General features: G+C 64.6%; 23 protein-coding genes, 1 rRNA gene and 1 other RNA gene. 12 read left to right on the top strand and 13 right to left on the bottom strand.

Annotation, left to right across the window (positions count from 1 at the left end; all coding sequences use genetic code 11):
• The first annotated feature begins 139 nt into the window (after positions 1-139).
• Positions 140-254 (top strand): 5S ribosomal RNA (gene rrf, locus ACW7G0_RS10185).
• A 253-nt stretch (positions 255-507) separates the two neighbouring features.
• Here rrf and rpiA read toward each other — a convergent pair.
• The 6 genes from rpiA to ACW7G0_RS10155 all read right to left on the bottom strand — a co-directional run bounded on the left by rpiA (position 508) and on the right by ACW7G0_RS10155 (position 3,116).
• Complete coding sequence (gene rpiA / locus ACW7G0_RS10180; RefSeq protein WP_456960725.1) at positions 508-1,170, bottom strand: ribose-5-phosphate isomerase RpiA; 663 nt, start codon at positions 1,168-1,170, stop codon at positions 508-510.
• 6 nt (positions 1,171-1,176) lie between these two features.
• A complete protein-coding gene (locus ACW7G0_RS10175) occupies positions 1,177-1,647 on the bottom strand; it encodes an EVE domain-containing protein (protein ID WP_456989393.1) in 471 nt (156 codons plus the stop codon).
• The gene (locus ACW7G0_RS10170) at positions 1,644-2,243 is read right to left on the bottom strand and encodes a 5-formyltetrahydrofolate cyclo-ligase (RefSeq protein WP_456989392.1); all 600 of its coding nucleotides are present in this window, start codon (positions 2,241-2,243) and stop codon (positions 1,644-1,646) included. Before ACW7G0_RS10170 ends, ACW7G0_RS10175 begins: the two co-directional genes overlap by 4 nt.
• 110 nt (positions 2,244-2,353) lie before the next feature.
• Positions 2,354-2,541: non-coding RNA, 6S RNA (gene ssrS, locus ACW7G0_RS10165), on the bottom strand.
• Between the two features lie 54 nt (positions 2,542-2,595).
• Positions 2,596-2,898 (bottom strand): cell division protein ZapA, encoded by a 303-nt coding sequence (locus ACW7G0_RS10160; RefSeq protein ID WP_456989391.1) that lies wholly within the window; start codon positions 2,896-2,898, stop codon positions 2,596-2,598.
• Entirely contained in the window at positions 2,895-3,116 is a 222-nt protein-coding gene (locus tag ACW7G0_RS10155; protein ID WP_456960729.1) for a TIGR02449 family protein, read from the bottom strand. The genes ACW7G0_RS10160 and ACW7G0_RS10155 overlap by 4 nt, the downstream gene beginning before the upstream one ends.
• A gap of 184 nt (positions 3,117-3,300) precedes the next feature.
• Between ACW7G0_RS10155 and ACW7G0_RS10150 the strand changes: the two genes are divergently transcribed.
• Positions 3,301-3,858, top strand: coding sequence for a UPF0149 family protein (locus tag ACW7G0_RS10150; RefSeq protein WP_456989390.1), 558 nt, complete (start codon positions 3,301-3,303; stop codon positions 3,856-3,858).
• A 1-nt stretch (position 3,859) separates the two neighbouring features.
• Positions 3,860-5,185 (top strand): aminopeptidase P N-terminal domain-containing protein, encoded by a 1,326-nt coding sequence (locus tag ACW7G0_RS10145; protein ID WP_456989389.1) that lies wholly within the window; start codon positions 3,860-3,862, stop codon positions 5,183-5,185.
• Positions 5,186-5,274: 89 nt separating this feature from the next.
• On the opposite strand, the gene pepQ is transcribed toward ACW7G0_RS10145, so the two are convergent.
• The 6 genes from pepQ to rph all read right to left on the bottom strand — a co-directional run bounded on the left by pepQ (position 5,275) and on the right by rph (position 12,000).
• Positions 5,275-6,621 carry a Xaa-Pro dipeptidase gene (gene pepQ / locus ACW7G0_RS10140; protein ID WP_456989388.1) on the bottom strand — a complete coding sequence of 449 codons (1,347 nt, stop codon included), beginning with the start codon at positions 6,619-6,621 and terminating at the stop codon, positions 5,275-5,277.
• A gap of 91 nt (positions 6,622-6,712) precedes the next feature.
• Complete coding sequence (locus ACW7G0_RS10135; RefSeq protein WP_456989387.1) at positions 6,713-7,075, bottom strand: PilZ domain-containing protein; 363 nt, start codon at positions 7,073-7,075, stop codon at positions 6,713-6,715.
• Positions 7,072-9,363: a DUF1631 family protein gene (locus ACW7G0_RS10130; protein ID WP_456989386.1), complete on the bottom strand. Its 2,292-nt coding sequence runs from the start codon at positions 9,361-9,363 to the stop codon at positions 7,072-7,074. The genes ACW7G0_RS10135 and ACW7G0_RS10130 overlap by 4 nt, the downstream gene beginning before the upstream one ends.
• A 105-nt stretch (positions 9,364-9,468) precedes the next feature.
• A complete protein-coding gene (hemW, locus tag ACW7G0_RS10125) occupies positions 9,469-10,626 on the bottom strand; it encodes a radical SAM family heme chaperone HemW (RefSeq protein WP_456989385.1) in 1,158 nt (385 codons plus the stop codon).
• Positions 10,623-11,228, bottom strand: a complete 606-nt coding sequence (gene rdgB, locus ACW7G0_RS10120; protein ID WP_456989515.1) for an RdgB/HAM1 family non-canonical purine NTP pyrophosphatase — start codon at positions 11,226-11,228, stop codon at positions 10,623-10,625. Before rdgB ends, hemW begins: the two co-directional genes overlap by 4 nt.
• A gap of 16 nt (positions 11,229-11,244) precedes the next feature.
• The gene (gene rph / locus ACW7G0_RS10115) at positions 11,245-12,000 is read right to left on the bottom strand and encodes a ribonuclease PH (protein ID WP_456989384.1); all 756 of its coding nucleotides are present in this window, start codon (positions 11,998-12,000) and stop codon (positions 11,245-11,247) included.
• Between the two features lie 124 nt (positions 12,001-12,124).
• On the opposite strand from rph, the gene ACW7G0_RS10110 reads away from it, so the two are divergent.
• From ACW7G0_RS10110 to ACW7G0_RS10070, 9 genes are all read left to right on the top strand, one after another.
• The gene (locus ACW7G0_RS10110; protein ID WP_456989383.1) at positions 12,125-12,985 is read left to right on the top strand and encodes a YicC/YloC family endoribonuclease; all 861 of its coding nucleotides are present in this window, start codon (positions 12,125-12,127) and stop codon (positions 12,983-12,985) included.
• A gap of 2 nt (positions 12,986-12,987) precedes the next feature.
• Positions 12,988-13,608, top strand: a complete 621-nt coding sequence (gene gmk / locus ACW7G0_RS10105; protein ID WP_456989514.1) for a guanylate kinase — start codon at positions 12,988-12,990, stop codon at positions 13,606-13,608.
• Positions 13,609-13,721: 113 nt separating this feature from the next.
• The gene (gene rpoZ / locus ACW7G0_RS10100; RefSeq protein ID WP_456980362.1) at positions 13,722-14,021 is read left to right on the top strand and encodes a DNA-directed RNA polymerase subunit omega; all 300 of its coding nucleotides are present in this window, start codon (positions 13,722-13,724) and stop codon (positions 14,019-14,021) included.
• Positions 14,022-14,153: 132 nt separating this feature from the next.
• Positions 14,154-16,343, top strand: coding sequence for a RelA/SpoT family protein (locus tag ACW7G0_RS10095; protein WP_456989382.1), 2,190 nt, complete (start codon positions 14,154-14,156; stop codon positions 16,341-16,343).
• Between the two features lie 47 nt (positions 16,344-16,390).
• Positions 16,391-16,774: a RidA family protein gene (locus ACW7G0_RS10090; protein WP_456960742.1), complete on the top strand. Its 384-nt coding sequence runs from the start codon at positions 16,391-16,393 to the stop codon at positions 16,772-16,774.
• On the top strand, positions 16,767-18,920 hold the full coding sequence (gene recG / locus ACW7G0_RS10085; protein ID WP_456989381.1) for an ATP-dependent DNA helicase RecG: 2,154 nt from the start codon (positions 16,767-16,769) through the stop codon (positions 18,918-18,920). Before ACW7G0_RS10090 ends, recG begins: the two co-directional genes overlap by 8 nt.
• A gap of 89 nt (positions 18,921-19,009) precedes the next feature.
• Positions 19,010-19,963 (top strand): nucleoside hydrolase, encoded by a 954-nt coding sequence (locus ACW7G0_RS10080; protein WP_456989380.1) that lies wholly within the window; start codon positions 19,010-19,012, stop codon positions 19,961-19,963.
• An 81-nt stretch (positions 19,964-20,044) separates the two neighbouring features.
• Entirely contained in the window at positions 20,045-20,305 is a 261-nt protein-coding gene (locus ACW7G0_RS10075) for a type B 50S ribosomal protein L31 (protein ID WP_456960745.1), read from the top strand.
• 243 nt (positions 20,306-20,548) lie between these two features.
• Positions 20,549-21,850 carry a citrate synthase gene (locus ACW7G0_RS10070; protein WP_456989379.1) on the top strand — a complete coding sequence of 434 codons (1,302 nt, stop codon included), beginning with the start codon at positions 20,549-20,551 and terminating at the stop codon, positions 21,848-21,850.
• A gap of 167 nt (positions 21,851-22,017) precedes the next feature.
• Here ACW7G0_RS10070 and ACW7G0_RS10065 read toward each other — a convergent pair whose 3' ends face one another.
• Entirely contained in the window at positions 22,018-24,546 is a 2,529-nt protein-coding gene (locus ACW7G0_RS10065; protein ID WP_456989378.1) for a penicillin-binding protein 1A, read from the bottom strand.
• Positions 24,547-24,643 lie beyond the last annotated feature (97 nt).

Below are 24,643 nucleotides of genomic sequence, written 5' to 3'. Positions count from 1 at the left end.
TAATGATCCGTGTGGCTTGACCATATAACCTCAAGTGGCCTTGGACTCGACGACGCGTCGACGACATTCCAGCCAAACCAACTCGCTACGTCCCACCCTATTGAGAGCCCGCGCCGCAGGCGCGACTCCGACCAGTTTGCTCAGTGATAATAGCTGTGTGGCACCACCCGATCCCATCCCGAACTCGGAAGTGAAACGCACACGCGCCGATGGTAGTGTGGCCTAAGCCATGCAAGAGTAGGTCATCGCTGAGCATTTACACCGAAGGCCGGTCCCCACTAGGGGCCGGCCTTCTTCTTTGGGGGATCTAGCGGTCGATGCCCAACGCCGCTTGCGCCAGCAAGGCGATCACACAAAGAAGCCCCACAGCCCAGACCAGACTGCGCAGCTTGTCCAGGCTGGCTATATAAATATCAGCGGCTTAGCGTCCATGGATCCCCGCCTTCGCTGGGACGGACGACGGCAGTTGTTAAGGAATTCCCTGGGTGTTAATGCCCACACGCCTGCTTATAAAAACCGTGGGGGCTCTCCGCCAACGATCACCACGTCCGCCGGCCGCCTGGCGAACAAGCCGACGCTCACGACGCCGGGGATCTGGTTGATCGCGGATTCCAATGCAACCGGGTCGGTGATCCCCAGACCGTGGATATCCAGGATCGTGTTGCCATTGTCGGTGACCACGCCCCGTCCATCGGATTCCTGACGCCAGACGGGTTGTGCGCGGGTCATGGCGAGTATCTCGCGCGCGACCAGGCTACGGGCCATCGGGATGACCTCGACCGGCAATGGAAACCGACCCAGCACGTCGACGCATTTGGACGGGTCAACCACGCAGACAAATTGGGCGCTGGCCTCGGCGATGATTTTCTCGCGGGTCAGTGCGGCCCCGCCGCCCTTGATCAGGCGTTTGTGCGGATCGCATTCATCCGCGCCGTCGACATACAACGACAGCTGGCCGGACGCATTCAGGTCGAATATCTCGATGCCGAGGTCACGCAGGCGCCGGGTGCTTTGCTCGGAGCTGGATACCGCTCCCTTGATGCGATCCTTGATTCGACCGAGCGCGTCGATGAAGTAGGCGACGGTGGAACCCGTGCCGACACCGACAATCATTCCGTCCTCGACGAACTCGATGGCTTTTTCCGCAGCAAGGCGCTTGGCTTCCGACATCCAGGGTTACTCCAGGGAAAGCAGGTAGTTGTACTGGTGAGCAGAGACCGGGAACACCGACAGGCGATTGCCGCGCCGAATCAACGCGAAATCTTCGCCTAGTTCCTCAGCGTGTTGCTTGATCTCATCCAGGGCTATGGTGCGCGACAACTTGCGCTCGAATGCCACGTCGACCAACTGCCAACGCGGCTCTTGCCTCGTGGCCTTGGGATCATGGTAATGCGACTTGGGGTCGAATTGGGTCTCGTCGGGATAGGAGTCGGTCGCGACGGTGGCGGTACCGACGATGCCGGGAACCTTGGTATTGGAATGGTAGAACAGTACCCCGTCGCCAATCGCCATGCCGTCTCGCATGAAGTTGCGCGCCTGGTAGTTGCGCACGCCGTTCCATGGTTCGGTTCCAACCCGCTCCAGATCGTCGATCGAAAATGCTTCAGGTTCGGATTTCATCAGCCAGTATCGGCGGCGTCTGCTCATGGATTCATCGGTCTGTGAAGGCTGGAGTGGGATGGGGTGCACACGGCGTCCATGGGAATGTCCCATTCGGCGGCCTCAAGTGTATCCACCCGCTGGAGGTCGAAGGCAACCCCGACCATCCACGGCGGCGGGCGGCTTCCTTGGCGGAACGCGAAGCTGCGATCGTACCAGCCGCCTCCCATGCCCAGCCGTTGACCTGTCGTATCGAACCCCACCATCGGCACCACCACCAAGCCGAGTTGATCGGCTTCGAGTAATTGCCCCAGGCCGACCGTGGGCTCCGGTATGCCGTACCGGTTGTTGATCAGCGGGTCGCCAGCGCGCCATGGCGAAAAGCACAGCCTGCCCGCGGAAAGCACCGGCAGACAGTAGACGCATTCGCTGGGAAGTCCAGCCTGCCACGCATCCAATGCAATCTCCCCGTCCATGGCCCAGTAACCGGCCACATGGCCGCTGACCGGCGCAAATGGGAGGCTGAGCAGGTTGCAGGCCAGACGCTCGGCAGCGCGGGTGCGCTCGGACTCCGGTACAGCACGGCGGCGGGCGCGTAGTTCGGTGCGCAATTGCCGGCGGTCTGCCGCCTGCTCCGTCGTCATCGTGCGTGCCCTGTCCGGCAGTGGTGGTGCGCCAGCCCGGTGTGGCGGGGGTTGGCCCGATCCTTGATAGCACTGGCCGGCAGCAGCAACCGGCTGCCAGCTGGAAAGAAAAATCCTCCGCCGATGGCGATGCGCGCGAAACGACCTTGAACCCGAGGTTCAAGTGGGGACGCCTGGAGGCCGTCGGGCTTTCCGCTACGAGGGCGGACTTGCACGCCGGGCTTCCGTTGCACCCCCGCGGTCGCAATTAAGGGACAAGGTGTATGTTTGCGCACGCGGTCGTCCACAGCAGAGGACGTAGTCGGAGTATAGCGCGGTGTCCGCAAACAGGTGGTCATCTATCGTCGGGCGTTCAGCTCGCTGATGAGTCGAACAGTCCGTCGAGTTTGCGGTTCAAGTCGCCCAGGGTGCGTGTCAACTCCTGCGCCCCTTCTGCATCCTGGTCGCGGATCTGTTGCAGTTCATGGGCGAAATTGAGCGCAGCCAACACAGCGACGCGGTCCAAAGCAGCCATGCGGTTGCTGCCGCGGATCTCGCGCATCTTGGTGTCGAGCAACTTCGCCGCCGAGATCAGGCTGTGCTGCTCGCCTGGTTCGCAGCCGACGGTATATTCGCGGTCCAGCAAGCGAATGCTGACGGGTTGATTGCTGCTCAAGTGTGTTGCTCCAGCGATTTCAAGCGGGCGATCATGCCCTCGACGCGGGTCCGTGCCTGCTCGTTCTTGGCCAGCAGCGCAGCGCGTTCGCTCGACAGGGTTTCCTGCTGTTGGCGCAGGCTCCGGTTCTCATCCTGGAGTTTTCGCATGCGCTCCGCCAGCTGGTCCACGCGAGCGGCCAACGACTGCATTTGGGAGATCAGTGGAGAGCGATCCATCCCGGCACGATAGGCAGCGCCGGGCAGGCGGTCAAGAAGGCCGGTGAGGGGAACCAACGGATTGGTTCAGTCCACCGCCGGATCAGCGTGATCGACGCGACCGCGTAATCCCTCCTGACCCGGCCGTCGATGCTGCCGGAGCGACGTTGTTAGACTGCAGGCCCATCAATCGCAGTGATCGTCCATGACGCAAAGCTCCACCCCAGAACTCCCTACCCACGCTGCAGTGGAAGCCGAAATCAATCAGCTGTCCCTGTCCACCCCCGCTTCCGAGCTTCACGGCGGCCTGTGTGGCTGGCTTTCCGGCGGCGGCGCGAACCTGCGGCAATGGCCCGGCAAGGTGCTGGTCGACGACGCTGTTCCCAACCCCGAAGCGGGCAGCGCGCTGGATGAATTGCGCCTGGCCAGCGCCGAACAGCTTGCTGACCGCAGTTTCGATTTCGCGTTGCTGCTACCCGATTCCGGCTGCTCCCTGGCCGCCCGCAGCGGTGCACTGTTTGATTGGTGCCGCGGCTTCCTGGGCGGTTTTGGTCTGGCGGCGGGGGCCAACCCGCCATTGTCGGAGGAAAGCACCGAGGCGTTGGGCGACCTGGCCAGGTTAGCGGCCGCACATTCGCAGGATGAGGGGGACGAGGACGACGAGGCGGCGTTGGCCGAGATCGAGGAGTTCGTCCGTGTGGCGGCGTTGTTGGTGCATGGCGACTGCGTGCTGGCTCCCCAACACCGGCAACGACTGAACTGACATGGCCAATCCGTTGGCTATGCCGATCAAGGCCCATGCGCGGCGGCGCAAGCAGTTGATGGAAGTCGCCGGCGACGACAGCATCTTGATCCTGCCGGCAGCCCTGGAACGGATCCGAAACCGCGACACCCACTATCCCTACCGGCAGGATTCCGACCTGCTGTACCTGACCGGCTTTCCCGAGCCCGAGGCCGTTCTGGTGCTGGTGCCCGGCCGCAAGCATGGTGAGACCCTGTTGTTCTGCCGTGAGCGCGACCGGGATCGGGAGGGTTGGGACGGGCCGCGATTCGGCCCCGAGGGAGCGGTGGAAGCGTTTGGGCTGGATGATGCCTATCCGATCAGCGACCTGGACGACATCCTGCCGGGCCTGCTGGAAGGTCGCTCCCGGGTGTACTACCACTTTGGCCGCGATGCCGAGTTCGACCTCAAGCTGATCGGGTGGGTCAACCGGGTGCGGGCAATGATGAAGATGGGCAACCGGGCGCCGCACGAGTTCCTCGAGTTGGGCCACCTGCTCGACGAGTTGAGGTTGTTCAAGGATCGCGACGAGTTGCGACTGATGCAGCGTGCGGTCGATATCACCGTGACGGCGCACGAGACCGCGATGCGCGCCGTTCGGTCCGGGATGCAGGAGTACCAGCTGCAGGCGGAGGTTGAACGGGTTTTCCGAGCCAATGATTCGGTGCCTGCCTACAGCAGCATCGTCGGTGCCGGGGCCAATGCTTGCGTGTTGCACTACGTCGCCAACAACGGGCCGATTGCCGATGGTGACGTGGTGTTGGTGGATGCGGGCGCGGAGTACCGCGGTTATGCCGCCGATATTACCCGGACCTTTCCGGCCAATGGCCGTTTCAGCACGGAGCAACGGGCGCTGCACGATCTGGTCGGCGACGCCCATGCGGCGGCGCTGGCGCTGGCGCAACCGGGCATCGCGTACGCGGCCGGTCACGACGCGGCGGTCGCGACCCTGACCGAGGGACTGCTCAAGCTGGGCTTGCTGAAAGGCAAGCTGGAAAAAAGTATCAGTGACGGCAGCTACAAGCGTTTTTATCCGCACAAGACCGGACACTGGATCGGAGTCGATGTCCACGACGTCGGCGATTACCGGATCGATGGCGAGTCGCGCCTGCTGGAACCGGGGATGGTGTTCACGATCGAGCCGGGCCTGTATGTGCGGCCGGATGACACCAGCGTTGCCGTCAAATGGCGCGGTATCGGCATCCGTACCGAGGACGACGTGCTGGTGACCAGGGACGGCCACAAGGTGCTGACCGGGAAGCTTGCAAGAAGTGCGGAGGAGATTGAGGCGTTCATGGCGCAGGGTTGAGCGAGCGCCGGTAAAGAGCAACGTCGATAATAAACAAGCCCGGCCGAAGCCGGGCTTGTTGGTAGTCGGCGGCAGCCGTTGCTACCGGTTCACGCGGCGTTCGCGGCAAAATCCTCGCGGGTGAGGTTGATCGGGTCGCCATCGGTGCAGACCACATCGTCCTCGATCCGGATACCGCCATAAGGGCGGAAGGTGGCGACCTTGTCCCAATTGACCGACTTCGCCTGCGGACTGTTTCGGACCTCATCAAGCAGCATGTCGACGAAGTAGATCCCGGGCTCGATGGTCATCACCATGCCCGCCTCCATCACGCGGGTAGTGCGCAGGAACGGCTGGCCTTCGGGCTGGGCGATGGTGCCGCCACGGTCCGTTTCAGCGAAGCCGGCGACGTCGTGCACCTGAAGGCCGATGCCATGGCCAATCCCGTGCGGGAAGAAGGCGTTGCTGACACCGGTTTCCAGCGCGGCCTCGGGCGACATGTCGATGAAGCCGAAGTCCTTGAGTACCGCGGACAACTTCAGGTGTGCGCCAAGGTGAAGCTGTTTGTAGTCGAAGCCGGCGCGTACCTCGTCGCACATCTTCAGTTGGGCGGCATCGACGGCGTCGATCAGCGACTGGAACTCGCTGTCGCGATCAAAGGCATAGGTGCGGGTGATATCGCTGGCATAGCCGTTGTAGCTGCCACCGGCATCAATCAGGAAGCTGCGCATCTGCGCCGGCGGCGTGGTTTCCGCATCGGAATAATGCAGCACGGCGCCGTGCTCGTTGAGCGCCACGATATTGTGGTACGGCAGCTCGTTGGGATCCTGGCGCGCCGCGGAGCAGTAGGCCATGTGGATGTCGAACTCGCTCTTGCCGGCGCGGAATGCGGCTTCTGCGGCCAGGTGCGCACGCACGCCAATGCGCGTTGCGCCGCGCATCATCATGATTTCGTACGGCAGCTTGAACGCGCGATGGTAGTCCAGGTAATTCACCACCGCGGCCGGGTTGTTGGGCACGAAGTTGCGCTGGTCGTCGCTGCCAAGGGCGCTCTGCGGCTCCCCCAGGATCGCGCAACGCGCCGGGTCGGCCGGCAGGTGTTGCAGGGCCTCGGCGCTCTTGCGGATGATGATGATCTCGAACTCGTCGACCCAATAGCCCTCGGGCGCACGGGGCACGACGTGCCAATAGTCGAACGGCTGCAGGTAGATGAGCTTGGGCTTCTGGCCAGGAGTGAACACCAGCCAGCTGCCGGGGTTCCGGGTCAGTGGAGCCCAGGCCTTGAACTGGGGATTGACGGCGTACGGGTAGTCGCGATCATCGAATACCTGGTAGTGAACGGTCCCGCTGGGAATGACCAGGTGATCAAAACCGCCAAGTTCCAGCGCCTGCGTGCTGCGGCGCTGCAGTTCCACCATGTAGTGCGAATAGGCGCTCGCCAGATCTTCGGTTGCCATGTCAGTCCTCTTTGGGTCAGTGGTGCAATTCTGACCGATTCGTTGCCACGGCGCAGGGGACATTGGGCATGGCTGCCGAGGGGCCTGTGATTCACTGGGGCCGCGCAAGCCAGCCGTGCAGGCGTTGCCGATAGGGCTCCGGCAGGTTGATGAAGCGCAGCCCGACCCAGGTTCGCCCCGGGTTGGAGGTGGGTGCTTGCCACAACACGTGCGCTCCGACCTCGATCAACGACGCCGGGCTATCGGTGCTGCCAAGCTGGAACTGCAATTGGTACAACCCGTCATCGACCAGTGCGACGTTTGCGATCAGCAGCATGCCCGTCTCCGACACGTTCCCAACCAAGCCCAACGTGCAGTCGGTCATGCAGTCGACAACCGCGATCACGCCGTCGGCGGGGCGGCGGACACCACGGCGCTGATCGCGGCCGTCCTCGGTGGTGGCGATGGAACTCACGGTGAAGTCTCCTGCGGTGGGTCCTGGCCGACCAGGCTGCGCAGCACGCCCAGCGTCGCCTGCCAGGCACGATCAACCACGCTTTCACGCTCGCTGCCGAGCACAGCTGCCTGGCCCACGGCGAGCAGCCGCGCGACCTGGTCCAAGCTGTCGTGTTGCCCGGCATCCTCAACCCGTTGGCCACGCTGGTTCACAAAAAGGGAACGCCCGGTCACCGGGCTGTACCACGCCAGGCGACGCCGGATCTTGTCGCCTTGCTGGTTGGTCGCAAACTCGATCCAGGTACCGAATGGCAAGCTGCGCAGATGGTTGTAGCACGCCTGCTCGCGTGGATTGCGCTCCTTTTGAGGAGCGGGGGGCACGGCGTTGTCGGCACCGAGCCGGGTCCTTGTGCGGAGCTTGATCGCCAGTTCGGTACGCGATGCCGGATCGTGTTCCTCTTCGGCCGCGCCGACCAGGCGACTGGCAATCGCACTGGCTTCCTGGCCCTGATAGCCGACCAGTCCCAAAGCCTGCTCGATCCGGGGCTGGAGCTCGTCTCCGGCAGGCTGGTTGCCGGTGCTGGCGGCGACGATGGCGTTGGTGGCCTCGACCAGCTCCTGCCATTGATCGGAATCCTGGCCATGGCGTAGCAGCGTCAGGCTCAGCACATCGACCCAGGCCTGGTCGAGCACGTTGCGTTGGAACCTGGGTACCGCGGCGTCGCCGATGGCCGCTTTCACGGTGTCGGCGGCGTGTTGCTTTGCCAGATCCAGCTTGTCCCGCCCGCGAGCGGCTTCCACATGACGTCGCTCGGCACTTTCGGCCTTGCGGGCCACGGCCTGCTGATGCTCGTCCAGGACCTGGTTGGCTGATTCAAATACGGTGTCGTCGCCGCTGTAATGCTCGACGACATGCTCGACCGCCTGGCCCAACTGCTGGTCAAGCTGTGGATCGATTTCATCCTCTGCGATCCAGCCGGCCCCGGCCTGGGCGACCGCGTTGAGCAGCTGGCGTGCAGGATGGTCGCCGCGTATGAAGAAACCGCGATCCTGCAGCGCGACCCGCAACAAGGGCACCTGCAAGCGTTCCAGCAGGCCGGCACTGGGGGTGTCGCGCCGCAGTTCACGACCGATTTGTGCGTACAACAGGCCAAGCAGCTCGAAGGTCTCGTTATCCTGCGGCGATAGCGACGTCGCATGGCCGCGCTGCTGTCGACTCTGCACCAGCAGGGCCTGCCGAATCTGGTCGGTGCTGCGCCGATTGCCCGCCGTCGCGGGTTGCACCTGGAGCTGGTGCAACGCGGCGTCAACCTCGGCGGTGGCCAGCGCGACCCTGGTCGGCGTGGAAGCGTCGGTGTCGGCGCCAGTATCCGCCGGGGCTTGGCGCATCTCGCGTCGCCGTGCCAGCAGTCGATCCAGCTCCTGCCGTGCGAGGGATTGAATGTCCTCGTCGCTGGCGACACCAAATTTGGTGTGGGCTCGTCTATCGTCCGTTGTGGCAGGCGCTGCAGCAATGGGGTCGGCACTGTGGGTGCGTTTGCCCGTGTCGTCGGTCTCGAGCCGCGGGTCAGGCGCCGCGCCGCGCCGCTTGCGCAACGGGACGAAAGCCAATCCCGGCAGGACATTGGCTTTATCCAGCAGCGAATTCATCATCTCCGCCAGTGCCGGGTAGCCGGCCATCAACTGCCGGTCGAACCGTTGATAGAGCGACAATCGCGTGTCGAGGTTGAGGAATAGCTCGGCGCAGGTCTCGGAGAACATCCGGCCCAATGACTGCGGCCCCACCGGGAGTCGCGCCGCCTCGAACGCGGGCATTCCGGCCAACACCCCGAATCGCTGGCCCAACAGCAGCAGCGGCAACCCCGCACGCGATTCCTGACGGCGCGCCATGGTGGCCAGCATGGCGTCCTCGGCGATCTCGTCATGCTCGAGCAGCCGCAACTGACCGGATCGCTGAACCGGCTCGTGCGGGTCGAGCGCAGTGATCGCACCGGCGGCTCGCAGGTTCCACAGCGCGGTTTCCAGTCTGGCGAGGAAGCGCGGAACGAAGCTGTCGCGTTGCTCGCGCAAACCGCGCAAGTCATCGAAGTGCCCCGATTGCAGTGCCGTGTTACGGGCGCCGTCAGCCAGTCGAAACAGGTCTTGTTCCACGGTCTCCAGCACGCGCTCCAACTCGAGGCCAAGCTTGGCCGCCAACTGCGTCTGCAGTTGCACCAGCAGGCCATTCACCCGGGTCGGCAACGGCAAGATCGCCACGGCGGCGTGTGGCGCTACTGGCGTGGCAAGCGGATCCTGGTGTTTCGGCATGTTGGTCAGGCTCCCCCCGAGCCGCTGGCGCGTCTGGCAGCAAACGGTGCCTGACGAATCGGATTATGACCGAAACTCACCGGTATCGATGACGCGCCCCCACCCTCACTGATCGAGGAACAACGACACCACGTCGTTGGTGAAGCGCCGTCCCAATGGGGTGGGCTGCACATGGTCGCTCTCGATCGCCAGCCAACCGCGATCGACTGCCGTTTGCAGTTGGGACGCGATCGTCGCCCGGGATTGACCCGTACGCGCTTCGAAGGCGGTCATGCTGAACCCGTCCACCAACCGCAGCGCATTGAGCATGAACTCGAATGCGCGGCGGTCCGGTGCCACTAGCTCCTGGCCACCAATCGCGGCGGGGGTGCCGGCATCTGCCAGGTAGCGGGTGGGGTGTTTGTGCTTCCAGCGTCGCAGGATCGACTGATCGTGGCCCTGGGTGATCTTGCCATGCGCGCCCGCGCCGATCCCGAGGTAGTCGCCGTACTTCCAGTAATTGAGGTTGTGCGCGCATTCGCGGCCGGCCCGTGCGTAGGCGCTGACTTCGTACTGGCGATAACCGGCGTTGGCCAGCATCGCCTGGCATTGCTCCTGCATGTCCCAACTGCCATCGTCATCGGGGATGCCCGCCGGCGGGCGGGCGGCGAACACGGTGTTGGGCTCCAGGGTCAACTGGTAGTGGCTGACGTGCGCGGGTTGCAATGCGAACGCGCGCGTGAGGTCGTGCTCGGCCATCGCCAGGGTTTGTTGTGGCAACGCGTACATCAAATCAAGGTTGAGGTTGTCGAACCCCGCGTCCTGGGCCAGCTTGACCGCGGCCTCGGCCTCGGCGCTGTCATGGATCCGTCCCAAGCGCTGCAGGCAGCCGTCATCGAAGCTCTGGATGCCAAAGCTGAGGCGGTTGACGCCGGCGTCGCGGTAGCCTTCGAAGCGCCCGTGCTCGGCGGTGCCGGGATTGGTCTCCAGCGTGATCTCGCAACCGGGCGCGAACCGCAACCGTGAACTGGCGCCCTGCAGGAAGCGGTCGATGAATTCGGCGGGCATCAGGCTGGGAGTACCACCACCGAAGAACACCGATTGCACCGTGCGGCCCCAGACCAGCGGCAGGTCGAGATCCAGGTCGGCCAGCAGCGCCGCCACGTAGGCGGCAAACGGCAACTCGCCGCGGCCTTCGTGTGAGTTGAAGTCGCAATACGGGCATTTGCGTACACACCAGGGGATGTGGACGTACAGCGACAGCGGCGGCGGGGCGAGGGTCATGGCGACGTCGCAGGCAGCGAACCGAGTTTCCGGTGCAGGATCGCCAACGCCTGGCCGCGGTGGCTGACGCGGTTCTTGGTTGCCGGATCGAGCTCGGCTGCCGTCTTCCCGGTTTCGGGGTCGAGGAACAGCGGGTCGTAGCCGAAGCCGCCGGCGCCGCGGGTCGCGGTCAGGATCCGGCCATGCCATTCGCCCTGTGCGATCAGCGGGCGCGGATCGTCGGCATGGCGCAGCAGTGCCAGGGTGCAGTGGAAATGCGCGCCGCGTTGCAGCTCGGGCACTCCGTCGAGCGCTTGCAACAGCTTGTCGATGTTGCGTGCCGCATCGCTGGGTTCGCCGGCGTAGCGCGCCGAATACAAGCCGGGCGCGCCATTGAGCGCATCGACGCAGAGTCCGGAGTCGTCGGCCAGCGCCGGCAGGCCGGTGGCCCGGGCGGCGTGGCGCGCCTTCAGCAGGGCGTTCTCGACGAACGTCAGCCCGGTTTCCTCGATGTCTCCGACCCCGAGTTCGCCCTGCGCGACGAATTCGATGCCGGCATCGCCGAGCAGGCGATTGAACTCGGCCAGCTTGCCGGTGTTGCCGCTGGCGACGACGATGCGGATGCTCACCGGCGCGGGCTCAAAGTCCGAGCGCTTCGCGCTGCTTCGCCACCAGCTCGGCAATGCCTGCTTCCGCCAGCGCGGTCATTGCCGCCAACTCTTCGCGACGGAATGCGTGACCTTCAGCGGTGCCCTGCAACTCGATGAAGCCGCCGCCGTCATTCATGACCACGTTCATGTCGGTGTCGCAGTTGCTGTCCTCGGCATAGTCCAGGTCCAGCACCGGTACGCCGCGGTAGATGCCCACCGATACGGCCGCTACGGCGCCGAAGATCGGTGAACGCCCCGCCTTGGACTTGATGTCGCCGCGCTTGATCATCCAGTTCACTGCATCGGTCAATGCCACGTAGGCGCCGGTGATTGCCGCGGTGCGGGTGCCGCCATCGGCCTGGAGGACGTCGCAGTCCAGGGTGATGGTGCGCTCGCCGAGCGCCTTGCGGTCGATGCAGGCGCGCAACGAGCGGCCGATCAGGCGCTGGATTTCCAGGGTGCGCCCGCCCTGTTTGCCGCGCGCGGCCTCGCGGTCGTTGCGGGTGTTGGTAGCGCGCGGCAGCATGCCGTACTCGGCAGTGACCCAGCCCTCGCCCTTACCGCGCAGGAAGCCGGGCACCCGGTTCTCCACGCTGGCGGTACACAGCACGCGGGTGTCGCCGAAGCTGATCAACACCGAGCCTTCGGCGTGGCGGGTAAAGGCACGCTCGATGCGGACCTCACGCAGCTGTTCCGGCGTGCGACCGCTGGGTCGTGAAAATTCGTTGCTGCCGGTGGTTGACATGGTGCGGACTGCCGTTGAAGTTAGGGGGTTTTGGGTGGGCGAGTTTACCATTCGCATCAATCGCCCCCATCGGGCACCCCGGCACCCAGCCGTCTCCCCCGCCGTTCATCACAGGATATTGCGCATGATTCGCAGCATGACCGCCTTCGCAAGCAGCGAGAGCGTCACCGAATGGGGGACGCTGAGTTGCGAGCTGCGTTCGGTCAATCACCGTTTCCTGGAAATCGGTGTCCGCTTGCACGACGATTTACGCGCGCTGGAGCCGGTGCTGCGCGAGCGGATCGCCGCGCGCATCGCTCGCGGCAAGGTCGATGTCACCGTGCGGTTGCGCTCGCCTGAAGGTGCCAGCGGGTTGCACGCCGACCCGGGCCGGCTGCGCGAGTTGGGCGATCTGGCGACCGAGCTGTCCAATCGTTTCCCGGGCCTGCATACCGAGTTCACCCAGCTGTTGCAGTTCCCCGGTGTGTTGCAGGCACCGGCCACCGATGCGGCCGCGTTGCAGGCCCAGGCGCTGGCGTTGCTGGACACCGTGCTGGACGAGTTCATCGCCGCCCGTGAGCGCGAAGGCGGCAAACTGGCGGCGGGTATTGCCGAGCGAGTTGACGGCATTGCCGCCATCGCCGCGCAGGTGCGAGAGTTGATGCCGGTCATCCGGGCCGCCCAACGTGCCAAACTGGAAGGGCGGCTGGCGGATCTTGCCCAGCCGGTAGAGCCGGGCCGGATGGAGCAGGAGCTGGTGATGTGGCTGCAGAAGCTCGATGTCGATGAAGAGCTCGACCGGCTCGACTCGCACGTGGTCGAGGCGCGTCGCGTGCTGACCTTGCGCGAGGCGGTCGGGCGCCGACTGGATTTCCTGCTGCAGGAGTTCAACCGCGAGGCCAATACGCTGGGTTCCAAGTCGGTGGATGGGCGCAGTTCGGCTGCTGCGATCGAGTTGAAGGTATTGATCGACCAGGTCCGCGAACAGATCCAGAACATCGAATGAGCATGCGTGGAACTCTCTACATCGTCGCCGCGCCCTCGGGTGCGGGAAAATCCAGCATCGTCAACGCGGTGCTGGCCCGCGATTCGAACATCCGCTTGTCGATATCGTTCACGTCACGGCCGGCACGCCCCCGCGAGCAAAATGGCGAGCATTACCACTTTGTCGACGAGTCCGAATTCGAACGCATGGTCGCGGCCGGCGACCTGTTCGAGCATGCCCGCGTCCACGGCGACTGGAAGGGCACCGCGCGCCAGTCGGTCGAGCCGCAACTGGCGGCAGGAAAGGACGTGCTGCTGGAAATCGACTGGCAGGGTGCACGCCAGGTCCGTCGCAAGTTGCCCGGAGCGGTCAGTGTTTTCATACTGCCCCCTTCGCGCGCCGCACTGGAGCTGCGCATGCGTGCGCGAGGCCAGGACAGTGAGGAAGTCATTGCCCGTCGGCTGGCCGCCGCCCGCGAGGAGATGTCGCACTATGGCGAATTCGACTACGTCATCGTCAATGACGTTTTCAACGTGGCTGTCGACGAGATGTGTGCGATTTTCACCGCCAGCCGCTTGCGGCGTGACGCCCAGGTGGCGCGCCACGGCAAGTTGATCACCACGCTGCTGGCCGACGACCGGTGATGGCTGCGTAACTGCTTGATTCCAAAAGACGTGACTTGCCCTGCGTCGTCCACAGTCGCTATAATTACGTCCCCTTTGCATCTGTATTGACGGCCCCGGCCGCCAGGAGCCCCATGGCCCGCATTACCGTAGAAGATTGTCTGGAAGTGGTCGATAACCGCTTTGAACTCGTCATGATGGCGGCCAAGCGGGCCCGTCAACTCGCCACCGGCGTTGAATCCAAGATCGACAACAGCGAGTCCAACGACAAGCCGACGGTGCTTGCCTTGCGCGAGATCGCCGCGCGCGAGATCAACCAGGAATACATCGACGCGGTGGACAAGTCCGAGCGTGCCCGCAAGGAGCGCGAAGCGCTGGAGTGGGCCGCCGCCGAAGTGGTCACCGACGACGACTTGGCCAAGGGCGACGACTGACCCCGCATCGGCCGGTCGTCCGGCCTGTGTTGCTTTCGACGCGACCCCGCCTTGTGCGGGGTCGTCTGGTTTTGGGAATCGACTTGTACCCACGCGTTGCATGGCGTGGCGCCGGACGCGTAGATTGCCACAATGACTTCTTTCGAGCCCGCTTATAGTCGCCCCGGACCCGCTGTCGACAGCGGCGATGCGGCATTGCCCGACTACATGCGCGAGCTCGAGCAGGCGGTCCGCTACCTGACCGAGCCGCAACGCAAGTTGCTGCGCCGGGCTTGGGCGGTGGGAGCGCACGCCCACGCCGGCCAGATGCGGCGATCCGGCGAGCCCTACATCACCCACCCGGTCGCGGTTGCGCGGGTGCTGGCCGACCAGGGGCTGGATGTCGAGACCCTGCTGGCGGCGATCCTGCATGACACCATCGAAGATACCGCGCTGACCCGCGATTGCATCGCCGCAGAGTTCGGCGACACCGTGGCGGAACTGGTCGACGGGGTCACCAAGCTCGACAGGGTGCAGTTCCGTGACCGTCTGGAAGCGACCGCCGAGAGCTTCCGCAAGATGCTGTTGGCCATGTCGCGCGACTTGCGGGTGATCTTGATCAAGTTGGCGGATCGTCTGCACAACATGCGCACGCTGGGTGCAAAAGATCCCGAGTCGCGCCAGCGGATCGCCCGTGAAACGCTGGAGATCTACGCCCCGATTGCCCAGCGGCTGGGAATGAACCTGATCAAGGCGGAGTTGCAGGATCTCGGGTTCCGCGCGTTGTATCCGTGGCGCCATGCGGTGTTGGAAAAATACCTGCGTGACCAGCCGGTGGTCCGGCGCGAAGCCCTGGTGCAGATCGAGGCCAACCTGGCCCAGCGACTGGCCAAGGAGAAGCTGCCCAACCGACTGATCAGCCGGGTCAAGTCGCCGTGGAGCATCTATACCAAGATGGAAGACGAGGGAAAGAGCTTCGCCCAACTGATGGATGTGTTCGGCTACCGCGTCGTGCTGACCTCGGTAGCGGATTGTTACCACGCGCTGGGCGTGGTGCACTCGACCTACAAGCCTTTGGATGCGCGTTTCCGCGACTTCATCGCGATCCCCAAGGCCAACGGTTACCAATCGCTGCATACGGTGCTGTTCGGTCCCTACGGATCGCCGATCGAGGTGCAGCTGCGGACCGAAGAGATGGATCTGATCGCGGAGAAAGGCATCGCCGCACATTGGTCGTACAAGGAAGGAAGCGACGGCCCCAACAGCGCGCAAAGCCGCGCCCAGCACTGGATCAGCGGACTGGTGGAATCCCAGAGCACGGCCGGCTCGTCGCTGGAATTCCTCGAGAACGTCAAGGTCGACTTGTTCCCGGACGAGGTCTACCTGTTCACGCCGAAGGGTGAAATCCTGTCGTTGCCGCGCAATGCGACCGCACTCGATTTCGCCTACTCGGTGCATACCGACGTCGGCAACCAGGCGGTCGCCGCGCGCGTGGACGGCAAGCTGGTGCCGCTGCGCACCCGGCTGTCGAGCGGCGAGCGGATCGAGATCATTACCGCCAAGTCGTCGATGCCAAAACCGCAATGGCTGGAGTTCGTGGTCTCGGGCAAGGCCCGCACCTCCATCCGCCAGCAACTCAAGAGCATCGAGCACGAGGATGCCGTGCAGCTCGGCCACCGGATGCTGGACCGTGCGCTGGAGGCGCTGGACAGCTCGCTGGAGCGGATCCCGGCGGCGCAGCTTGACAACTACCTGCAGGAAAGCCGTTACCCGCGCCTGGAGGCTTTGCTGGCCGACATTGCGCTGGGCAACAAGATGCCCAGGCAAGTGGCGTTCATCCTGGCCTATCCACCGGGCAGCGAAGGCCGGGCTGCCCCGAAGACGCCCGGCATCTCGCAGGCCCAGGACAAGATCCTGATCACCGGCGCGGAAGGCGGCATAATCAGCTTCGCCAATTGCTGCCTCCCGATCGCGGGTGACGAGATCATGGGTTACCACACCACTGGCAAGGGCATCGTGGTGCATCGGCTGGACTGCCCCAATGTCGCCGACTACCGCAAGTCGCCGGACCGGTGGGTGCCGATCGGGTGGGATCGCAAGGTCAGTGGTGATTTCAGCGCGGCGCTGAGGATCGAGGTCGACAATCGCCCCGGCGCGCTGGCCCAGGTTGCCGCGGCGATCGCAGAGGCGAAATCCAACATCGAGCGGGTCGAGTACCTCGAGCGCGATACCAATGTGGCCGTGTTGCGCTTCTCGATCGAGGTCGCCGATCGGCGTCATCTCGCCAACGTGATCCGCAAGGTCCGCAAGTCCGGCGTGGTGATCGCGGTGCAGCGGATCTGAGCCCAGCCTCCTACAATGTGGGTTGACCCCGTCACCTTGGAGCCCGCATGTCCCGCACCCCCGTTCACAGCGACCACGCCCCGGCAGCCATCGGCCCGTACTCACAAGCCGTGCGCATGGGCCAGACGGTTTTCCTGTCCGGCCAGATTCCACTGGACCCGGCCACCGGCGAGATCGTTGCCGGCGACGTGACCGCCCAGGCGCGGCGCTCGTTCGACAACCTCAAGGCCGTCTGTGAAGCCGCGGGTGGCTCGCTGGAGCAGGTTGCCCGGCTTGGCTTGTATCTGACCGACCTGGGCGACTTCGCTGCGGTCAACGCGGTGATGGCCGACTATTTCCAGGCGCCGTATCCGGCCCGATCGACGATCGAGGTATCCGGCCTGCCGAAGGGTGCGGCATTCGAGGTCGACGCGATCCTGGTTCTTGGCTAGACGCGCCACTCGTCCCGCACCCGCACTGGCCGCGGTCGGCGAAAACCCGCTGACCGTGCTGCCGGGTTGTGGACCGAAAATGGCCGAAAAGTTGGCCGCGCGAGGCTTGTCCTGCCTGCAGGACCTGTGGCTGCAACTGCCTCGCCAGTACGAGGATCGGACCCGGCTGACGGCGATCCGCGCGTTGCAGCCGGGTGTCGCCGCACAAATCGAAGGGCGCGTCGAAGCGGTCGAGCGCAGCTTCCGGTATCGGCCGATGCTGCGGGTGGCTGTGGGTGACGGGTCACACGCGACGGTGACCTTGCGCTTTTTTCATTTTCGCGCCGCGCAGCTCGCCCAGTTCCAGCCAGGTGCGCGGATCCGCTGTTACGGCACGCCTCGCCCCGGCCAACTGGGGCTGGAAATCGTCCATCCCAGCTATCGGCTGCTGGATGAGGCGGCAGGTGACGAGCTGGGTGATCGGTTGGACCCGGTGTACCCGGCGATCGAGGGCGTCGGTCCGGCCTCGCTGCGGCGACTGATCGGGTTCGCCCTGGATCGCCTGCCCGGTGACGAGGCCATCGAGCTGCTGCCCGGCAATGTGCTGTCCTCGTTGCGGTTGCCGTCTTTGCGCGAGGCATTGTTGACGGTCCATCGACCACCCCGCGACGCGGACGTCGCGGCGCTGCTTGCCGGTACCCATCCGGCGCAGCGGCGGCTGGCGCTGGAGGAGCTGCTGGCCCATCACCTCAGCCTGCGGCGCCAACGCATGGCTCACCAGGCGCACGCCGCACCGGTACTGGCCGACCACACGTTGGCACGACGCCTGCGCGACAACCTCCCGTTCCGCCTTACCGGCGCCCAGCAACGGGTGCTGGGCGAGGTGTTGGTTGATCTGGCCAGGCCCACGCCGATGCTGCGACTGGTGCAGGGCGATGTCGGCAGCGGCAAGACCGTGATCGCCGCATTGGCGGCGATGGTCGCCATTGCCGGCGACAAGCAGGCCGCCTTGATGGCACCAACGGAACTGTTGGCCGAGCAGCACTTGGTCAACCTGCGCGGCTGGTTTGATCCGCTGGGTGTCAGCGTCGCCTGGTTGGCTGGCAAGGTCACCGGCAAGGCACGGACGAAAGTGCTGGAGCAGGTGGCTTCCGGCGAGGCGCGGATCGTGGTGGGCACCCACGCGCTGATGCAGGAGGGGGTCGCGTTCCACGACCTGGCGCTGGCGATCGTCGACGAGCAGCATCGCTTTGGGGTCCATCAGCGCCTGGCACTGCGCGACAAGGGCGCCGGTGGCGTGGTGGGCGCGCACAGCGTCGTCCCGCACCAACTGGTGATGACCGCTACCCCGATTCCGCGCACCCTGGCGATGTCGGCGTATGCCGACCTTGATGTGTCATCGATCGACGAGTTGCCGCCCGGACGGACGCCCGTGCAGACCGTCGCGCTTAGTGGCGAGCGCCGCCCCGAACTGGTTGAGCGGATCCGCCAGGCCTGTGCCCAGGGCAGGCAGGCGTATTGGGTCTGCACCCTGATCGACGAGCCGGAGGAAGGCGGCCGCGCCGGCAGTGCACTGAAAATCGAGGCACAGGCGGCGCAGACGACTTTCGAGGCCTTGTCGGGACAACTCCCGCAGTTGCGTGTCGGTCTTGTCCACGGCCGGATGAAGTCGCTGGAAAAGCGCGCGACGATGGCAGCGTTCAAGGCGGGTGACATCGACCTGCTGGTGGCGACCACGGTGATCGAGGTCGGCGTGGACGTGGCCAATGCCTCGCTGATGATCATCGAGAACGCCGAGCGGCTTGGGCTCGCCCAGTTGCATCAGTTGCGTGGACGGGTGGGGCGGGGCAGCACGGCCTCCAGTTGCGTGTTGCTGTATCGCTCGCCGTTGTCGATGTTGGCGCGGCAGCGGCTGGAAACCATGCGCGAGACCAACGATGGCTTCCTGATCGCGGAGAAGGATCTGGCGCTGCGCGGCCCCGGTGAATTGCTGGGCACTCGCCAGACCGGCCTGGCCGAGTTCCGGCTGGCCGATCTGGTTCGTGACGCCGACCTGTTGCCGCAGGTGCAGGCGCTGGCCGAACAACTGCTGGCCGAGGCGCCGCAGGTTGCCGACCGCATTGTGGCGCGCTGGATCGGAGCCGCCGTGCGCTATGCCGGCGCCTGAATCGCGTACCACCCGGATGCCAAGACACTGGAACTGGGGTAGCGTCCAACGCCTGCGACATCCCAATGCCCAAGGACGATAATCACCTGATGACTGATCATTCGACGACTGAACCCCGAATCCCGCTGCTGATCGATACCGACCCCGGTGTCGACGATGCGCTCGCGCTGCTGATGGCCTTCAACGACCCTCGCCACGAGGTGGTCGGGCTGAGCATTGCCGCCGGTAATGTCGGCCTGTCCCACACCGTCGCCAATGCACTGAAACTGTGCGAGGTGGTCGGGGCGGATGTACCGGTATTCGCCGGCTGTGCATCGCCGCTGCTGCATCCCGCCGACGATGCCGCGCACGTGCATGGGCAGGATGGTTTTGGTGACGCGGGACTGGCGCCGCCGACGGGTCGCATGGAAACCGAACATGCGGCGCTGGCGATCCTGCGGCTTTCACATCAATACGCAGGGCGCTTGCTGCTGGTGGCGCTGGGGCCGCTGACCAATCTCGCTCTGGCGCTCAAGCTCGACCCCAGCTTGCCGGACCGGATTGATCGGCTGGTGGTGATGGGCGGGGCAGTGACCGGGCACGGCAACATGACCGCCGTGGCCGAGTTCAACATCGGGTTTGATCCGGAAGCCGCGCACGTGGTCATGTCGGCTTTCGACCGGTTTGACCTGGTGGACTGGGAGGCGACCATCGCCCACGGCCTGCACCACGATGACGTGGTGGAATGGCTGGCAGCCGACAGTGACGCGGCGCGCTTCTTCGAGGCGATCTCGCGCCAGACCCGGGAATGGTCGATCGACCGGCGCGGAGACAAATGGCTGGCGGCCGATGCCCTGGCGATGGCGCATGCCTTGCAGCCGCAGGGTGCCCTGTCGCAGTTGGCACGCCCGGTGGCGGTCGAGCTGGATGGCCGCCACACCCGTGGCGCGACGGTGGTGGACTGGCTGCAGATGAGCGGCGCGCCCGACAATGCCTCGATCCTGATGCAGTACGACCAGCGCCGATTCGAGCAACAGGTCCAGTCGGCATTGGCCGCCCGCTAGAAGGTTGTCCGTCGTACTTGCGCAGCCTTGGACAGGACCGTTATACTTGCCCGCTTCCTTCCGCATAATTGGTGAGTGCCAATGAAAGCCGGCATCCATCCCGAATACCGCCAGGTCGTGTTCCAGGACGTGACCAGCGATTTCCAGTTCCTGACCCGCTCGACCCTTGCCGATTCCAAGATGGGCAGTAAGGAATCGATCAAGTGGGAAGACGGCAACGAGTATCCGTTGATCAAGGTCGACATCTCGTCGGCCTCGCACCCGTTCTATACGGGCAAGCACAAGATCATGGATACCGGTGGTCGCGTGGACAAGTTCCGCAAGCGTTACGCCCAGAAGTAATTCTCGGCGGCGCACGGCGCTGTATCCGGGTTATCAACAACGGCTGCCAAAAGGTGGCCGTTGTCGTGTCTGGGAGCCTGGTTGCCACACCATTGCAACACTGCGTCGCCGCCCGTGGACATCCGCGCGCCGGCCATGCGGTACAGCATTGTGTGATAATTGGACGTTCGCGGCGTGGCCGCGATCCTTTGTCCCCCTTCCCGTTCGCGCATCGCGCGAATGCGTAGACAAGAGGAGTGTTTCGTGTCCGAGTCACCGTCAGGCCTGAGCCAGGCCATCCTGTCCGTCGGCGATAGCCGCGTCGAGCTTCCGGTGCAGCAGCCCACATTGGGCGCACCCTGCATCGACATCGGCAAATTGCCCAAGGGTACCGGCTGCTACACCTACGACCCCGGCTTTACTGCCACCGCCAGCTGCAAATCCGCCATTACCTACATCGATGGCGAGAAGGGAGTGCTGCTGTACCGCGGCTATCCGATCGAGCAACTGGCCGAGAACTCCAACTTCCTGGAAGTCGCCTACCTGCTGATCAACGGCGAGCTGCCCAGCAAACCGGAGTTTGCCGCGTTCGAGAGCGACGTCACCCATCACACGATGATGCACGAGGCGTTCAAGGGCTTCCTGGGCGGGTTCCGCCATGACGCGCACCCGATGGCAATGCTGGTGGGCATGCTCGGCTCGATGGCCAGCTTCTACCACAACGACCTGGACCTGGAGGACCCGCAACAGCGCCGCCTGGCTGCGATCCGCCTGATGGCCAAGGTGCCGACGATCGCCGCCGCCTGTTACCGGCATTCCATCGGCTGGCCGCTGCGCTATCCGCGCAACAACCTCGATTACACCACCCGCTTCCTGCACATGCTGTACGAGGTGCCCAGCGAGCCGCTGGAGCTCAACCCGATCGCGGCCAAGGCGATGGACCTGTTGTTCATCCTGCATGCCGACCATGAGCAGAATGCCTCGACTTCCACCGTGCGTCTGGTGGGGTCGACCGGTGCCAACCCATATGCGTGCCTTGCCGCCGGCGTTGCCGCGTTGTGGGGGCCAGCCCACGGTGGTGCCAACGAAGCCGTGCTCGGCATGCTCAACGAGATCGGCCGTCCGGAGAACGTGCAGTTGGCGATCGACAAGGCCAAGGACAAGGAGTCGGGCTTCCGCCTGATGGGCTTCGGCCACCGCGTCTACAAGAACTACGACCCGCGCGCGGCGCTGGTGCGCAAGATGACCCACGAGGTCCTGGGCCAGCTGGGGGTCAACGACCCGTTGCTTGAGGTCGCCCTGAAGCTGGAAGAGGCGGCGCTGAAGGACGACTACTTCGTGGAGCGCAAGCTCTACCCGAACGTCGACTTCTACTCCGGCATCATCTACAAGGCGCTCGGCATCCCGGTGGAGATGTTCACCGTGATGTTCGCTATCGCGCGCACCGCTGGTTGGGTGGCCCATTGGCTGGAGCAGCAGGACGATCCGGAAAACAAGATCGGTCGTCCGCGCCAGATCTATACCGGGGCGGTCAACCGCGATTACCTGGGCATGGAACAGCGCTGAGATCAGGCCCCGGGTCGGCACCTGCAACCGCAGGCGCCGGTTCTGCCTTGACGCAACAAGTTGATGCAGCAGTTTGATGCAACAATTTGATGCAACCAGAAACGCCCCGCATTTGCGGGGCGTTTCTGGTTTGTGACATGAGGCCGCGATTAGGCCGTCGGCGCTGCTCAGAAGATATCGAAGGTCTCTTCGGTCATGTCGGCCTGGTCCGCATTTTCATAGGCGGCGCGGCTCTGCATCCGTTCCAGGTCTTCGGTCTTGATCCACTCGCTGATCCCGCCACTGCCGGCGGGCAGCAGGTTGCCGTTGGCCGCCACGGAGACCTCGACCATGCCGTCGGGCGGCGTGTTGGTGGCCACCGGACGGTCCTCCAGTGCGACCCGCATGTAATCGATCCAGATCGGCAGTGCCGCCCGGCCACCGTACTCGCCGCGACCCAGTGACTGGAAGTTGTCGCGACCCACCCACACCGTGGTGGCCAGCTTGCCGCCGAAACCCGAGAACCAGGCGTCGCGGTGCTCATTGGTTGAGCCGGTCTTGCCGCCCACATCATCGCGCCCAAGCACCTTGGCGCGGACGCCAGTGCCGCGTTGGACCACGTCGCGCATCATCGAAACCATCTGGTAGGCGATACGCTCGTCAATCGCGCGTGGCGCTACCACCATGTCGGCGGGTGGATCTATCGGGGTCGTGTCGGCGTTGGCCCTGTCATCCGGCTCGGGCGCCGCCGGGGCGGTCGCCACCGGTGCCGGGCCGAGGTTGAAACCTCCCGTGGTCCGGTTGCTTGCCGACGTCGTGTTTTCGGATGGCCGATTGCAGTAGCGGCAGGCCGTGGCCGGATTTTCCTCGAAAATCACTATGCTGTCGCGGTCCCTGACCGTCTGGATGAACCACGGATCGACCCGCGAGCCACCGTTGGCAAAGACCGCATAACCTCGGGCGATCGACAGTGGCGTCAACGATGCGGTGCCCAGCGACATCGACAGGTTGGGCGGCAGGCTTGATTCCTCGAAGCCGAAATGACTGATGTACTTGCGTGCGTAATCAATGCCGATGGCGTCGAGCAGGCGCACCGACACCAGGTTGCGGGAACGCACCAGGGCTTCGCGCAGGCGCATCGGCCCCAGGAACCTGCCATCGTCATTCTGCGGCCGCCACACGTGGTCGCGGCGATCCTTGAAGACCACAGGTGCGTCGAGCACGATCGAGGCCGGGGTGAAGCCGCGCTCCAAGGCGGCGGAGTACAGGAAGGGCTTGAAGCTCGAACCGGGCTGGCGGCGCGCCTGGGTGGCACGGTTGAACTTGCTGCCGGCAAAACTGAAGCCGCCGGCAAGGGCACGCAGGGCTCCGGTGTCGGCTTCCAGAGACACCAGTGCCGATTGGGCACGCGGGATCTGGGTCAACCCGTACCGCGGCGCGGCGGGCGTCGCCGGTTGCGCTCCAGTGTCATCGGCATCCTTGTCCGTGTCGGCGACCGGTGTGTCGGTGCGGTGTACCCGCACCAGATCGCCACGCGTCAGCAGGCTGCCCGGGCTGCGACCGCCCCAGCCATCCTTGGCCCCCAGCTCGACCTGCCGGCCGCTGGGCAGCACCACGGTGGCGGTGCTGCCTTCGGTGGTGAGCACTATGGCCGGCAACATGTCCGATTGGGTCGCGATCGGGCGCAGGCGTGCGCGAACGCTGTCTGCGTCCTCATCGGCCGCCAGGTCGAAATGCTGCTCCGCCCCGTGCCAGCCGTGGCGCTGGTCATAGGCGACCAGCCCTTCGCGCACCGCTTGATTGGCCGCGTGTTGCAGTCTCGGATCGATCGTGGTTGTGACGTGGTAACCCTTGGTCAGCGCTTCGGCGCCGTAACGGGCGATCATTTCCCGGCGCACCATCTCCGAGACGTACGGCGCATACATCTGGATGGGCGGTTCATGCGCCGTGGCGTGCATGGGGACGGATTGGGACCGCGCCATCTGCGCTTCATCGATGAACCCCAGGTCGGCCATGCGTAGCAGGATGTAATCGCGACGTATGCGTGCGCGCTCGGGATTGCCCAACGGGTTGCCGCTGGACGGGAATTTGGGGGTGCCGGCCAGCGATGCGGTCTCGTCCAGGTCCAGTTCGTCCAGTTTCTTGCCGTAGTAGAACTCCGCAGCCGCAGCGATGCCGTAGGCGCGATTGCCGAAAAAGATCTTGTTGAGATACAGCTCGAAAATCTCGTCCTTGCTGAGCTCGCGTTCCATCCGCCATGCCAGCATCATCTCGGCAATTTTGCGGGTATAGCTGTACTCGGAACTCAGGAAAAACTGGCGGGCGACCTGTTGGGTAATGGTCGATCCACCTGGTACGCGTTTGTCGTCGGTGGTGGCCAACAGCCAGATCGCACGCCCGACACCTTTGTAGTCGACGCCGTGGTGCTCGTAGAAGCGGTTGTCCTCGATGGCGATGAAGGCCTGTTTCACGGTCTCGGGCACATCGTCGATGTCGATCGGATAACGGCGGGTCTCGCCGAATACCGACATCAGCTGTCCGTCGCGCGCATAGATGGACATGGGCTCCTGCAACTCGACGTCATGCAGGCTTTGCACGTCGGGCAACGTCGGCGCGATCAGGTAGTAAAGCGCGCCCAGGGCGACAACACCGACCACCGCCAAGGCGGCAACGGTGAGGAGAGCCCAGCGCAGGACACGACGGAAGCGAGGTGACATCGAGGAGTTCCGGAACGCAGTCATCAATGCGCTGAAGTATATGATGGCGTCGGGATCGGTATCCGGCTTACCATTGCGCCGGCGCCGCACAGCGTCA

Source organism: Lysobacter sp. A286 (genome assembly GCF_054052105.1).
This window is presented reverse-complemented; position numbering and strand designations above follow the sequence as displayed.

What these genes read in the sequence shown, in the direction of transcription:
- rpoZ (WP_456980362.1), top strand. Translation starts at nt 13,722, where the DNA reads ATGGCCCGCATTACCGTAGAAGATTGTCTGGAAGTGGTCGATAACCGC.
- ACW7G0_RS10095 (WP_456989382.1), top strand. Translation starts at nt 14,154, where the DNA reads ATGACTTCTTTCGAGCCCGCTTATAGTCGCCCCGGACCCGCTGTCGAC.
- rph (WP_456989384.1), bottom strand. Translation starts at nt 12,000, where the DNA reads ATGTCAACCACCGGCAGCAACGAATTTTCACGACCCAGCGGTCGCACG.
- ACW7G0_RS10175 (WP_456989393.1), bottom strand. Translation starts at nt 1,647, where the DNA reads ATGAGCAGACGCCGCCGATACTGGCTGATGAAATCCGAACCTGAAGCA.
- ACW7G0_RS10080 (WP_456989380.1), top strand. Translation starts at nt 19,010, where the DNA reads ATGACTGATCATTCGACGACTGAACCCCGAATCCCGCTGCTGATCGAT.
- ACW7G0_RS10130 (WP_456989386.1), bottom strand. Translation starts at nt 9,363, where the DNA reads ATGCCGAAACACCAGGATCCGCTTGCCACGCCAGTAGCGCCACACGCC.
- ACW7G0_RS10110 (WP_456989383.1), top strand. Translation starts at nt 12,125, where the DNA reads ATGATTCGCAGCATGACCGCCTTCGCAAGCAGCGAGAGCGTCACCGAA.
- pepQ (WP_456989388.1), bottom strand. Translation starts at nt 6,621, where the DNA reads ATGGCAACCGAAGATCTGGCGAGCGCCTATTCGCACTACATGGTGGAA.
- rpiA (WP_456960725.1), bottom strand. Translation starts at nt 1,170, where the DNA reads ATGTCGGAAGCCAAGCGCCTTGCTGCGGAAAAAGCCATCGAGTTCGTC.
- ACW7G0_RS10170 (WP_456989392.1), bottom strand. Translation starts at nt 2,243, where the DNA reads ATGACGACGGAGCAGGCGGCAGACCGCCGGCAATTGCGCACCGAACTA.
- ACW7G0_RS10090 (WP_456960742.1), top strand. Translation starts at nt 16,391, where the DNA reads ATGTCCCGCACCCCCGTTCACAGCGACCACGCCCCGGCAGCCATCGGC.
- ACW7G0_RS10155 (WP_456960729.1), bottom strand. Translation starts at nt 3,116, where the DNA reads ATGGATCGCTCTCCACTGATCTCCCAAATGCAGTCGTTGGCCGCTCGC.
- ACW7G0_RS10065 (WP_456989378.1), bottom strand. Translation starts at nt 24,546, where the DNA reads ATGTCACCTCGCTTCCGTCGTGTCCTGCGCTGGGCTCTCCTCACCGTT.
- ACW7G0_RS10150 (WP_456989390.1), top strand. Translation starts at nt 3,301, where the DNA reads ATGACGCAAAGCTCCACCCCAGAACTCCCTACCCACGCTGCAGTGGAA.
- gmk (WP_456989514.1), top strand. Translation starts at nt 12,988, where the DNA reads ATGCGTGGAACTCTCTACATCGTCGCCGCGCCCTCGGGTGCGGGAAAA.
- ACW7G0_RS10075 (WP_456960745.1), top strand. Translation starts at nt 20,045, where the DNA reads ATGAAAGCCGGCATCCATCCCGAATACCGCCAGGTCGTGTTCCAGGAC.
- ACW7G0_RS10145 (WP_456989389.1), top strand. Translation starts at nt 3,860, where the DNA reads ATGGCCAATCCGTTGGCTATGCCGATCAAGGCCCATGCGCGGCGGCGC.
- hemW (WP_456989385.1), bottom strand. Translation starts at nt 10,626, where the DNA reads ATGACCCTCGCCCCGCCGCCGCTGTCGCTGTACGTCCACATCCCCTGG.